Here is a 12,561-nt window from a genome sequence, read left to right as displayed (position 1 = left end):
GGTGGGGCGCGAGGGGCGGGAACTGGGCGGTGGCCTGTCCGGACTCGCCGCCGGGGCGGTGTCCAGTAAGGTGGTGACGTGACTTATGAGATTGAGATTGGCCGTGGCAAGCGTGGGCGTCGTGCCTACTCCCTGGATGACATTGCGATCGTCCCGAACCGGCGCACCCGTGACCCCAAGGACGTATCCGTCGGCTGGCAGATCGACGCGTACAAGTTCGACATGCCTGTCATCGCGGCGCCCATGGATTCGGCCATGTCGCCGGAGACCGTCATCGCGCTGGGCCGTCTGGGCGGACTCGGAGTGCTGGACCTCGAAGGCCTCTGGACCCGCTATGAGGATCCGCAGTCCGTGCTGGACCAGATAGCGGCACTCGAGGACGAGACCAACAGCCCCGCCGTGACACGCCGGATGCAGGAGCTCTACCAGGCGCCCATCCAGCCGGAGCTGATCACCTCGCGCCTCGCCGAGATCCGCGCCGCCGGCGTCACCGTCGCCGGGTCCCTCACCCCGCAGCGGACGCAGGAGCACTACAAGACGGTGGTGGCGGCCGGCGTCGACATCTTCGTCATCCGCGGCACCACCGTCTCCGCCGAGCACGTTTCCAAGGACCACGAGCCGCTGAACCTCAAGCAGTTCATCTACGAACTCGACGTGCCCGTGATCGTCGGCGGAGCCGCCGGCTACACTCCGGCGCTGCACCTCATGCGTACCGGTGCCGCCGGGGTGCTGGTCGGCTTCGGCGGCGGCGCCACCACCACCACCCGCCGTGCCCTCGGAATCCACTCGCCCATGGCGTCCTCGATTTCCGACGTCGCCGCAGCCCGCCGGGACTACATGGACGAATCAGGCGGACGCTACGTCCACGTCATCGCCGACGGCGGCATGGGATCCTCCGGCGACATCGTCAAGGCCATCGCCATGGGTGCCGACGCCGTCATGCTCGGCAGCGCGCTGGCCCGCGCAGAAGAAGCCCCCGGCAAGGGCTGGCACTGGGGCCAGGAGGCCCACCATCTGGAACTTCCCCGCGGCGACAGGGTCAACGTCGGCACCGTCGGACCGCTCGAAGAGGTCCTCTTCGGGCCGGGCCACCACACCAACGGGACGTCCAACCTGATCGGGGCGCTGCGCCGTTCGATGGCGACCACCGGCTATTCGGACCTGAAGGAATTCCAGCGCGTCGACGTCGTCGTGTCGCCGTACGCAGGTAACTGATCACCCCCTGCCCATCCGGGGAACTTGGAAGTAGTGTGGTGCACTACGAGCATTGATCCGGATGGAGGCTTGACATGAACAGTTTTCCCGGCGGTTCCCCCATGGCCGGCGGTGCCCTCGGGCCCGCGGAGCGCGAGGCTTCACTGGCGGTGCTCAGGGGCACCACGGTCCCGGGCAAGGAACTCGACATCCTCATCGTGGGCGGTGGCATCGTCGGCACCGGGGCCGCCCTCGATGCCGTCACGCGCGGACTGAGCGTCGGCATCGTCGAGGCCAATGACTGGGCCGCGGGAACGTCGTCGCGGTCCTCGAAGCTCATCCACGGCGGCCTCCGGTACCTGGAGATGCTCGACTTCGCCCTGGTCAGGGAAGCGCTGCACGAACGCGGGCTCATTCTCTCCGTGCTGGCCCCCCACCTGGCGCGGCCGGTGCCATTTCTCTACCCGCTGACCAAGCCATTTTTCGAGCGGCCCTACGTCGGCGCAGGCATTGCCCTGTACGACGCCATGTCCATCACCGGCGGGCACAACCGCGGGGTCCCCTTCCACAAGCACCTGAGCCGCCGGGGCACCCTGCGCGCCGCACCGAGCCTCAAGGACGACGCCTTCGTGGGGTCAATCCGTTACTACGACGGGCAGGTCGACGACGCGAAGTACTGCGCTAACCTTATTCGCACGGCGGCCCACTACGGCGCCCACGCGGTGAACCAGATGTCCGTGGTCTCGTTTCTCCGCGAAGGCGAACGCGTGGTCGGCGCGAAGGTGGCCAACCATGAGGACGGCTCCACCTTCGATATCAAGGCCAAGCAGGTCATCAATGCCACCGGCGTCTGGACCGACGAGACCCAGGCCATGGTGACCGACCGCGGCCAGCTCAAGGTCCGCGCCTCCAAGGGCATCCACCTCGTGGTGCCCCGGGACCGTATCCAGTCGACTGTGGGGATGATCCTGCGCACTGAGAAATCGGTACTCTTCGTCATCCCGTGGGGCCGGCACTGGATCATCGGCACCACGGACACCGACTGGCACCTCGACAAGGCCCACCCCGCGGCGTCCAGCAAGGACATCGACTACCTCCTTGAGCATGTGAACAAAGTGCTCAAGCGCCCGCTCACCCGCGAAGACGTCGAAGGGGTTTACGCCGGGCTGCGTCCGCTGCTGGCCGGCGAGAACGATTCGACCGCGAAACTCTCCCGCGAACACGTGGTGGCACACCCCGTGCCGGGCCTGGTGGTGGTGGCCGGCGGCAAATGGACCACGTACCGCGTTATGGCCAAGGACGCCGTCGATGAGGCGACCCGCAGCATGGACGAGCGTGTCCCGCCCAGCTGCACCGAATCCATTCCGTTGCTGGGCGCAGCAGGATTCAAGGCCGCCTGGAACAAGCGGAACAGGATGGCCGAGGAGACCGGCGTCCATGTCGCGCGGATCGAGCACCTGCTCAACCGCTACGGCTCCATGGCCCCCGAGGTGCTGGCCCTCATCAGCGGCAACCCCGAACTGGCCGAGCCGCTTCCGGGCGCCGATGACTACCTCGCCGCCGAGGCCGTCTACGCCGCCACCCATGAGGGCGCCCGCCACGTGCAGGACGTGCTGACCCGCCGCACGCGGATTTCCATCGAGGCGTGGGACCGCGGTGTGTCCGCCGCCCCGGTAGTCGCTAAACTGTTGGGGGAAGTTCTCGGCTGGAGCGACGCGCAGCGCGAGGGCGAAATCAAGAACTATCTGGCCAGGGTCGACGCCGAACGGCTGAGCCAGGAGCAGCCGGACGACGAGTCCGCCGATGCCGCACGATTGGGCGTCGAGGACATCGTGCCGCTGCGCTGACGCGCCGCGCCGGCAGGGCTGCTGACCCGGCTTGCCGCACGGCGCACCCACGCCACTTCGAAGGGACACCACTTGGCGGAACCACTGGACCGGTACGACGCCGGGCTCACCACCCCCGAGATGGTGATCCTCGAGATGGACGCCACTGACAAGCTCGATGCCACGTCCCAGCTTGCGGAGCGTTTGCACGCTGCGGGCAGGATCACCGATCTTGACGGTTTCCTGCAGCACGTCAACGCCCGGGAGCACCAGTTGGCTACCGGGCTGCCGGGGGGCATCGGGCTGCCGCACGCCCGCAGCGAGTTCGTGTCCCGCACGTCCATCGCCGTTGGCATCACCAAATACGGCAGGGCCCTCGATTTTGGCGCCGCCGATGGCCCTGCCACTGTGGTCCTGCTGATTGCGACGCCCGAGAGTTCCTTCTCGGACCACCTCGAAGTCCTCGCAACGCTGGCCAGGTCGCTGTCCAAGGAATCCTTCCGCGAATCGCTCCGGCGGGCCTACGATCCCGAAGTGATCGCCGAGCTCATCAACTCCAGTCTGGTCTTCTTCGACCACTAGGGCGGGCCCGCCCTCAAAAGCCGTTCGTTGTTCTACACGCCGACGAAGTACGGTTAAGGGGTGCTGAAAACTGCCCTCAAACCCCGCTGGATCGCAGGACTCGTCTTTGCGATCGTTATTTCCGGGGTTTTTGTGCTGCTGAGCCAGTGGCAGTTCGGCCGCTCGACCCAGCCGGAAGCCCCCGTCGCCACCACCACCGAGGAACTCAAGCCGCTCACCACCGTGCTGCAGCCGGGGGACTTCTTCCACGGATCGGACGCGGACCAGATGGTCACCGCAACGGGCAGCTACGATCCGCAGAAACAGGTCCTGGTCCCGGGCCGGCTAAACGACGGCGAAAAGGGCTACTGGATCGTGGCGGCATTCGCCGTGCAGGACGCCCCGCTCCTGACGGGCGCCGGAGCCTCGCCGCAGACCTGGATTCCGGTTGCCCGCGGCTGGGTAGCGGACCCCGCGGACGCCGCGACGCCGCCGTCGGGCATCATTGAACTCACCGGCCGGCTGCTGCCGTCCGAAGCGCCGCTGCCTAATACCGACGCCGGCCCCGGCCGGGCCACGGCCGTCTCCATCGCCGAACTCATCAATGTCTGGGAGGTCAGCAGCTACCCCGGCTTTGTCGCGGCGAGCACGGAGCTCTCGGCTGCCCGGGACGTCGGCGCGGCGGCAACCGGCGTCGACGTTAAGCCGCTCAACATCGGCCCCCAGCCGCCGGCCCAGAAGGTCAACTGGCTGAACCTTTTCTACGCGGCCGAATGGGTCGTCTTTGCCGGATTCGCGCTGTTCATCTGGTGGCGCCTGGTCAAGGATGACTACCACCGCGGACTTGAGGATGCACTGGACGAGGCGCACGCCGCCGAAATGCAGCACACCCAACTGCGCCCCGCCGAACAGCACCCCGAAGAACCGCGAACCCCCGACCCGCGAACCCCCGACCCGAAAGTGCAATCATGATCGAGCCCCAGCCGGCCATCCAGCCGCAGCAGTCCAACGGAACGGGAACGGCCGCGCGGAAGCGGCGCTTCGGCGGAACCGAAGCCCAGATCCGCTCGGCCCTGAAGTTCTACAAGGTGCTTGCGTACCTGACCGGCAGCATGCTGCTCCTGTTGTGCGCCGAATTGATCGCCCGGTACGCGTTCGGCCAGTACCTCTTCGCCGGCGGAACCGACGCCGTCACCGGCCAGCCCCACGGCTTCGGATTCGCCAACGCCGAGCCGCCCGGCGTGATCGGCGGGATAAACCTCTCGGTCACGGTGCTGATCGTGCACGGCTGGATGTACGTCGTGTACCTCATCTCCAACTTCCGCCTGTGGTCCCTCATGCGCTGGCCTTTCGCCAAGCTCGTCGTGCTCGCGCTCGGCGGCGTCGTGCCGTTCCTGTCGTTCTTCGTGGAGAAGAAGTTCCACGCCGAGGTCGAAGCGGAGCTGGCCGCGAACCCGCAGGCGCCGCAGCGCTACTGAACGGCGCCTGGCGGCGGCATCCCGCCGTCGGCCGCCACTTCCTGCCCCCGCGGCGCCATGCCGATGGACCGGACGCCCGTGTGAGTTCGCTTACCCGGAGTATGATTCCGGGTCCGGGCGGGCTTCTCAAGGTGCGGCCGGAGGACGGCGCAAAGTAGGCTGGTACGGTGACTACTCCGACTTCATCCCAGACGTCCCACAAGCCAGTGCTGGTTGTTGACTACGGCGCCCAGTACGCGCAGCTGATCGCCCGCCGCGTCCGGGAAGCGAACGTGTATTCGGAAGTGGTTCCGCATACGTTCAGCACCGAGCAACTGCTGGCCAAGAACCCCGCCGCGATCATCCTTTCCGGCGGCCCCGCGAGCGTCTACGCCGAAGGCGCCCCCAGCGTGGGCGCCGACCTGTTCGAGGCAGGCATCCCGGTCTTCGGCATCTGCTACGGTTTCCAGGCCATGGCGAACGCCCTGGGCGGCGAGGTGGCCCAGACCGGACTCCGCGAGTACGGTGCCACCGAGACCACCACCATCGGCGAGGGCCGCTCCATTCTTGAGGGCATGCCGCAGCACCAGAGCACCTGGATGAGCCACGGCGACTCCGTGCATGCGGCCCCGGACGGCTTTGAGGTCCTCGCGACGACGGCGGGCGCCGACGTCGCTGCCTTCGCAAACGAGGAGAAGCGCCTCTACGGCGTGCAGTGGCACCCCGAGGTCAAGCACTCGGCGTACGGCCAGCAGGTCCTGGAGAATTTCCTGTTCAAGGGCGCCGGACTGGAACAGAACTGGACCACGGGCAACATCCTGGACGAGCAGGTCCAGCGGATCCGCGACCAGATCGGCGACTCCCGGGTCATCTGCGGCCTGTCCGGCGGCGTGGACTCGGCAGTAGCAGCCGCCCTGGTCCAGCGCGCCGTCGGCGACCAGCTGACCTGCGTGTTCGTAGACCATGGCCTGCTGCGCGAGGGCGAAGCCGAGCAGGTCGAACGCGACTTTGTGGCCGCCACAGGCGTCAAGCTCTACGTCGCCAACGAACAGGAGCGCTTCCTCAGCGCCCTGGCCGGCGTCAGCGATCCGGAGACCAAGCGCAAAATCATCGGCCGGGAGTTCATCCGCGCCTTCGAGGAAGCCGAACTGGCGATCATTGCTGAGGCAGCGGCCCACGGTGAAAAGATCAAATTCCTGGTCCAGGGCACGCTGTACCCCGACGTCGTCGAGTCCGGCGGCGGCGAAGGTGCGGCCAACATCAAGAGCCACCACAACGTGGGCGGGCTCCCCGAGGACCTGAAGTTCGAACTCGTCGAACCGCTGCGCGCACTGTTCAAGGACGAGGTCCGCGCCGTCGGTGCCCAGCTCGGACTCCCGCAGGAGATCGTCGGCCGCCAGCCCTTCCCCGGGCCGGGCCTCGGCATCCGGATCGTCGGCGACATCACCAAGGAGCGGCTGGACCTGCTGCGCAAGGCCGACGCCATTGCCCGCGCCGAACTGACCGCTGCAGGCCTCGACAACGAGGTATGGCAGATGCCGGTGGTGCTGCTGGCGGATGTCCGCAGCGTCGGTGTCATGGGCGACGGGCGCACCTACGGCCACCCGATTGTCCTGCGTCCCGTGTCCTCGGAGGACGCCATGACAGCGGACTGGTCACGGCTTCCGTACGATCTGCTCGCCCGCATCTCCAACCGGATCACCAACGAGGTGGACGGGGTCAACCGCGTAGTGCTGGACGTGACCAGCAAGCCGCCGGGAACCATCGAGTGGGAATAGCCCTCGCGATCTAGGCGAGTGCAGCGGCCGGCCCATTGGAGGCCGGCCGTTTCGCGTCCACGGACCGGCCGGAGTCTCGGTCCGGTGCTCCGCGGCAATCTTTCGAACAGCGCGAATTCGAGTCCAATTTGGCCGCTGTCAGTGTTGCGGGCTCTCACCGGAGGCGGATTCGGGCTACCCTCGAAAGCATGCCGGTATGGTCCAGGACGTCCCGCGCGGGTACAAAATACGCGGGTACAAAACACGCGAGCACAGAAAAGAAGGCAGAAGTGTCAGTTGGTCAAGGCCACCCCGAGGGCTTCGAGGAGCTCAGGAAATGGCTGTCGGGGCTTAAGCCCGTCACCGGGGCAGATACGATGCTGCGCTTCACCAAGACGCCCGAAGGCTCCATTGACCTGACGCATGCGCATCCCTCGGGCCTGGCACAGCTAATGGCGGGCCGCCGCACCCGGCTCTCCACCCTGATCCGCGACCGCCAGCAGTACGTCGTCGCAGCGCGGGCCTCACGCAACCTCCGGTCCAAGATCTTCGAACTCACCAACGATCGCGGCATTGATGCAGGGCATTTCTCGGCCGGTACGGTCGTCTGGACCTCAGCAGTCGGGGGGAAACCGCAGCGGGTCTCCGCCCCGGTCATGCTGACCGCCATATCGCTGACCGTGCGTCCGGATGAGGACGACTACGAGCTGCAGCTGACCGAGCAGGCCAAGATCAACCCCGCCCTGGTCCGGCACCTGAAGACCGTCCACGGGATCGTCTTCGACGTCAACGCCGTGACCCGGATGGCCTACAGCACCGCTCGTTTCGATCCCCAGCCTGTCCTGGACCGCCTGAGCACGCTTATCCAGCCGATCCACGGTGCCGAAGTGGAACACAACCTCCTCGTCTCCACTTTCGCCGATCTGTCCGGAAACCTGGACGACCCGTGGATCAACACCAGCAACGCCCTCGTGACAGCGCTGGGCCGCGCCGCCGCGGGCGGCCCCGTGGAGGTGCCCGAGCTGAAGGTCGGCCGCTTCCCGAGCACTGATGAGCGCGACCCGGCGGATGAGTTCCTGTTGCTCGACGCCGACACGGACCAGCAGTACGTCGTTGACGCTGTCCGTGCCGGGGATTCCCTCGTGGTCAGCAGCCCGCCGGGCACCGGCCAGACCCAGACGGCCATCAACACCATCGGCGCTCTCGTCGATGAAGGCAAAACCGTTCTCGTGGTGGGGGACAGGCGCGCCAGCCTGGACGAGATTTCCGCGCAGCTGGATTCGCTCGGACTCGATTCCATGCTGTTCCAGCTCAACGGCAATGCGACCCCGCTGGAACTCAAGGGCCAGCTGCTCCGGGCCATTGTGCGCAATGAGAAATCCCTCGAGCCGCAGTTGAGCAACCTGCACACCACCCTGACAGGTCACCGGCACGCTCTCAGGGACCATGTCGCATCGCTTCACAACGTCCGCCAGCGCTGGGGTTGCTCCCCGTATGAGGCCATGCAGTCGCTGGCCGCGCTAACCTCCATCCAGCCGGAAGCGCCGGCCACCACGGTCCGGCTCAAGCGCAGCGTGCTGGACAGCATCCGGGACCGTGAGGAGCTGGCCGGACGGCTCCGCCGCGCCGCCGAGCTGGGCAGCTTCAGCCGGGCCTCGACCACGAGTCCGTGGCACGGGGCGCGGCTCCTGACCCGCAAGGAAACCCAGGAAGCCCAGCAGGTCGCCCGCTCCGTTGCGGAAAAGCTCCCCGTTTTGCAGGGGCGGATGGACGGCGTCGCCGAACACGCCGAGATCAGCCTGGGGCAGACATTTTCCGAGTGGGGCGAGCAGATCGAGCTCCTCGTCGCGGTCCGCGAAAGCCTCGACAAGTTCACCCCGGACATCTTCGACCGCCCCGTTCACGACCTCATCTCCGCGACAGCCGCTTCCGCCTGGCGCCGCGAGCGGAACATCGAGATGCCCTCCATGCAGCGCTCCCGCCTGCGCCGGGTGGCGAAGGAATACGTCCGGCCCGGCGTGCACATCGCGGACCTGCACAGTTCGCTGGTCCTGGTCCAGGACCAGCGCGCCGCGTGGTCCGGCTACGCCACGACGCAGCGCCATCCGGCCGTCCCTTCCGGGCTCGCGGACATCATCACGTTGTACCGCGAGCTGGAGACGGAGCTCGCCGAGCTCGGACAGGCCGTCCGGCACACCGCCGCCGGCAGCGAACTGTATGACACGCCGTACGAAGAACTGATGGAACGCCTCTCGCGCCTGGTCGAGGACACCGGCACCCTGGAGACCCTCCCGGAACGGACGCTCCTCGTAGAGAACATGCGTGAGCACGGCCTCGGCGAGTTGCTCGCCGACCTCGCCGAGCGCGAGGTCCCCGCAGAGTCCGTGGCAGCGGAACTTGAGCTGGCATGGTGGCAGTCGGCGCTGGAGGCGATGATCAGCGGCGATGACTACCTCGCCATGTCCGACGGCGACGCCCTCCGGCAGCTGGAAGCCGAGTACCGCCTCGCGGACAACGCCCACATAGCAAGCGGCGCGGCGCGGCTGCGCTGGCAACTCGCTGAACGCTGGCGGGCGGCCCTCGCGGAAAACCCGCGCCAGGCGGACCTGCTCCGGAGCCTGCTCAAGGACGGCCGGGTGACTCTGGCAGCCCTGACCGGGCAGGCCCCGGAGCTGCTGCCCATGCTCGTACCGGTGTGGTCGGTCAGCCCCTACCTTATGACCGGCACGCTCCCGGTGGAGCAGAGGTTCGACGCCGTCGTGATCCTCGACGCCGAGGCGACTTCCCTGCAGGCCGTGCTCCCGGCGATCGCCCGGGCGAAGCAGGTCATTGCCTTTGGCGACGACCGAATTGCCAGCCCGCGGACCTTCACTGTCAGCGTGGAACGGCTTGCCGCGGGGGAGAGCTCCCACCAGGGTGTCGAAAGCGCCTACAAGGCCCTCGCCGGCGTGCTTCCCGTCTGGAACCTCCGGACCGTGTACCGCGCCGTGGACGAAGACCTCGTGCGGCAGCTGAGTAAGGGCTTCTACGACGGCGGGCTCCGCCGGCTTCCCGAAGGACAGTCCGCGACCGGCCTGGACCGGGCGCTGAGCGTGGAGTACCTGCCCGACGGCACGGGACTGCCCAGCGCGGACCACGACGGCGTCGAGTCTGTCGTCGCCGAAGTGAATCGGGCGGTGGAGCTCGTCTTCGAACACGCCCGGCTTCGGCCGCGGACGTCGCTGGCTGTCGTCACCGGGAGCCTGCGTCATGCGGCACGGATCGGCGAGGCCATCCGCCTGCAGTTGCCCAACTACCCGTCGCTGGCCGGTTTCTTCACAGCCGGCGACGAGTCCTTCCGGGTGGTGGACCTCGAACGCGCCCAGGGACTGGTCCGCGACCACGTGATCTTCTCCCCGGGCTACGGCCGTACCCCGCACGGGCGAGCTCTCCACAACCTGGGCCCGCTGTCCGCAGAAGGCGGGCGCGCCAAGTTCGCCCTCGCAATGACCCGGGCGCGACGATCGCTGCATGTGCTCAGCTGCTTCCGTCCGGAGGACCTGGACGTGACACGGCTGAGCCACGGCGCTGTTGACTTTTATGAGCTGCTGGACCGCGAAATCGCAGGCAACACCGATCTGGGCAGTCCGGCCTCGAGGGCGGCTGCCAGCGAGCAGGCGCTCGGCGCGGACCCGCTCGTGGCAGATCTCGGCGACAGGCTCAGGGCCCGCGGCGCGCGTGTGTGGCACCAGTACGACGGCGCGCTGAACATGGTGGCGGCGGCCGACCCGTTGAGCACCATCGGCCAGGACGATGCGGAAATCCCCCGGCCCGTGGCCATCGAGTCCGACGGTACCGAGCAGTACCGGCAGCTGACCGTCCGTGAACGCAGCAGGCTCCGGCCGCAGCTGTTGGAGCGGCTTGGCTGGCGTTACATGCCACTGTGGACCATCGAGGTTTTCACTGATCCCTCGGCGTGCGCCGACCGCATCGGCGGTTACCTGGGCCTGGAGAAGCCGGCAGTGTCCAGCCGGAACCGGACCTCGCCGGGCTTCTTCGATGATGACGTCGAGAACCTTGCGGTCAGCGATGCGCAGGCCTCGCAAGCCTCGCAGGCCGGCGGAGGGCAGCCACAGCGGCAGCCCGGGTTGTCGGAGGGCGCGGGGCACGAAACAGAGAACGGCAGTGAGGAGACCGGCGGCATGAGTACAGACGGGAATGACCGGAACAACAGCGACGTCCAGAACAGCGACGTCCGGAACAGCGACGCCGGTGATTACGCCACCGATGACCGGCAGGAGGCCCCGGCGGACGAAGCAGGCCGCCAGCCCGCGGCCCACGCTGCGGTTCCCGAGGGTGTGCTGCCCAACAAGGCCGCTGAGGACGATCCGCGGCGCTGGGGCGACCAGTCCAGCGGATACGATCACGACTCCTGGCTTGAGGAGCAGAAGCCCCCGCACTGGGGGTAGCCCGACACCGGGAGGCCAGGACACAGTCCTAGCCTGGACCCGCGGCGACAAGCACGAAGAACAGCTTTCCCTGCGTGGACGCGCCTGCCAGCCGTTGCGCCTGCGCGGCGTCTGCGGCGACAACCATGAGGCCTTCCGTCTCGGCGGTGCCCAGCCACTGGCCGGTCTTCCCGGCGTGCGCGGAGGTCCACAGCACGGGAACTGCGGCGGCCAGGAGCTGGGAGGCCGCGGCCTGCTCGAAGCCGTTCCCGCTCGTCATGACCACGTCGACGAGCTGTCCGGGGGAGACGAGCTGGATTGAGGCGGGATCGGCCATCCGGAGCGGGACCGCCGCGGACCCGGGGGGGCTGCCGGCCAGCATGCCCGGCCCCACGAGCTGAGCGTCAGTGAGGACCTGGCCCAGGCGAAGGGCCACGGCCAACTGCTTGCCCCGAAGTTCCGTGCCGGTGATGAAGCTGCCGCTGGGCACCAGTTCGCGCGGGACTTTGAGCACCGCGAGATCCTCCGTGGCCAGCGTCTTGCCGGCCGGCAGGTCCCTGGCCGCGGCGATCGCACTTACGGTCTCGGCCGGAACCGGAGTCAGTTGCTGCACTGCCAGGCCAGCGGCGACGCAGAGCAGGAGCGCTACGGCGAGACGCCGGTTGCGGTTGATCCAGCGGCCGAGACGGCGGCGCGGTGGCATCGTCGGCGGTCTGCGGGGCGGCGGCCGGACGCCGGGATCGGGCCTGGTGAATCGGCCGCGGGTCCGTGCCGGGGGTAATTGCCGCCAGGGCTGATAGGGACTTGGAACGGTAGGCATGCCGCCACGCTACGCACTAAGGCAGCCGGGCGGCAGGGCAGGAGGCGTCTATGTGGACAATCATCCTTCCCCTGCGTCGGAGACGGCTGCGGCGGGCGTTGCCTGGCTGGAGGCGGCGCTGGCGGTGGTGGAGCGTTACCTAGCTGGCGGCGGCGGGGGCCGGCGTGGCCGCGGGCGCAGTCGCGGCTGGCGCCGGTGCCGGGGAAACGGTGCTGCCCTTGGAGTCGCGGGAGTCGGTGCGGTAGAAACCGGAGCCCTTGAAGACGACCCCGACGGTGCTGAACTTTTTGCGCAGCGCACCCTGGCACTCCGGGCAGGACGTGAGGGAGTCGTCGGTGAAAGACTGCACGATCTCGAAGTCGTGGCTGCAGTCCTTGCAGGCGTAGGCGTAGGTGGGCACTGGAAATCCTCCTCTAGGACAAACGAGCAGGTCCCGGGCCGCCTCGGGGCGATCCCTGCCGGAATCTACCGACAGGTTCCGCCCATTAGCAGTCGCAGGGCCTGAGTGCTAATTCTATC

At 67.8% G+C, this 12,561-nt stretch carries 9 protein-coding genes; 7 read left to right on the top strand and 2 right to left on the bottom strand.

Annotated features, from left to right (window positions below; translation table 11 throughout):
• Positions 1-78: 78 nt before the first annotated feature.
• The 7 genes from BJG92_RS03130 (at position 79) to BJG92_RS03100 (ending at position 11,243) form a co-directional block, all read left to right on the top strand.
• Positions 79-1,215, top strand: a complete 1,137-nt coding sequence (locus tag BJG92_RS03130) for a GuaB3 family IMP dehydrogenase-related protein (RefSeq protein WP_232082566.1) — start codon at positions 79-81, stop codon at positions 1,213-1,215.
• Positions 1,216-1,289: 74 nt separating this feature from the next.
• Positions 1,290-3,041 (top strand): glycerol-3-phosphate dehydrogenase/oxidase, encoded by a 1,752-nt coding sequence (locus BJG92_RS03125; protein ID WP_232082565.1) that lies wholly within the window; start codon positions 1,290-1,292, stop codon positions 3,039-3,041.
• Positions 3,042-3,113: 72 nt separating this feature from the next.
• A complete protein-coding gene (locus BJG92_RS03120; protein WP_232082564.1) occupies positions 3,114-3,602 on the top strand; it encodes a PTS sugar transporter subunit IIA in 489 nt (162 codons plus the stop codon).
• Between the two features lie 60 nt (positions 3,603-3,662).
• Entirely contained in the window at positions 3,663-4,553 is an 891-nt protein-coding gene (locus BJG92_RS03115) for an SURF1 family protein (protein WP_232082563.1), read from the top strand.
• Complete coding sequence (locus BJG92_RS03110; RefSeq protein WP_232082562.1) at positions 4,550-5,059, top strand: DUF3817 domain-containing protein; 510 nt, start codon at positions 4,550-4,552, stop codon at positions 5,057-5,059. Before BJG92_RS03115 ends, BJG92_RS03110 begins: the two co-directional genes overlap by 4 nt.
• A 167-nt stretch (positions 5,060-5,226) precedes the next feature.
• The gene (guaA, locus tag BJG92_RS03105; RefSeq protein ID WP_232082561.1) at positions 5,227-6,816 is read left to right on the top strand and encodes a glutamine-hydrolyzing GMP synthase; all 1,590 of its coding nucleotides are present in this window, start codon (positions 5,227-5,229) and stop codon (positions 6,814-6,816) included.
• 269 nt (positions 6,817-7,085) lie between these two features.
• The gene (locus tag BJG92_RS03100) at positions 7,086-11,243 is read left to right on the top strand and encodes an AAA family ATPase (RefSeq protein WP_232082560.1); all 4,158 of its coding nucleotides are present in this window, start codon (positions 7,086-7,088) and stop codon (positions 11,241-11,243) included.
• Between the two features lie 28 nt (positions 11,244-11,271).
• Here the strand turns inward: BJG92_RS03100 and cpaB are convergent, their stop codons facing one another.
• Both cpaB and BJG92_RS03090 read right to left on the bottom strand, forming a co-directional pair.
• Positions 11,272-11,925 (bottom strand): Flp pilus assembly protein CpaB, encoded by a 654-nt coding sequence (cpaB, locus tag BJG92_RS03095; RefSeq protein ID WP_232082559.1) that lies wholly within the window; start codon positions 11,923-11,925, stop codon positions 11,272-11,274.
• 256 nt (positions 11,926-12,181) lie between these two features.
• Positions 12,182-12,442, bottom strand: a complete 261-nt coding sequence (locus BJG92_RS03090) for an FmdB family zinc ribbon protein (protein WP_232082558.1) — start codon at positions 12,440-12,442, stop codon at positions 12,182-12,184.
• Positions 12,443-12,561: the final 119 nt, after the last annotated feature.

Source organism: Arthrobacter sp. SO5 (assembly GCF_020532805.1).
Classification (GTDB): Bacteria; Actinomycetota; Actinomycetes; order Actinomycetales; family Micrococcaceae; genus Arthrobacter.
Note: the sequence above shows the minus strand (reverse complement) of the source record. Positions and strands in the feature narration are given on the sequence as shown.

Excerpts from the sequence above, each read along its gene's own strand:
- BJG92_RS03125 (WP_232082565.1), top strand. The coding sequence starts at position 1,290 with ATGAACAGTTTTCCCGGCGGTTCCCCCATGGCCGGCGGTGCCCTCGGG.
- BJG92_RS03110 (WP_232082562.1), top strand. The coding sequence starts at position 4,550 with ATGATCGAGCCCCAGCCGGCCATCCAGCCGCAGCAGTCCAACGGAACG.
- cpaB (WP_232082559.1), bottom strand. The coding sequence starts at position 11,925 with ATGCCACCGCGCCGCCGTCTCGGCCGCTGGATCAACCGCAACCGGCGT.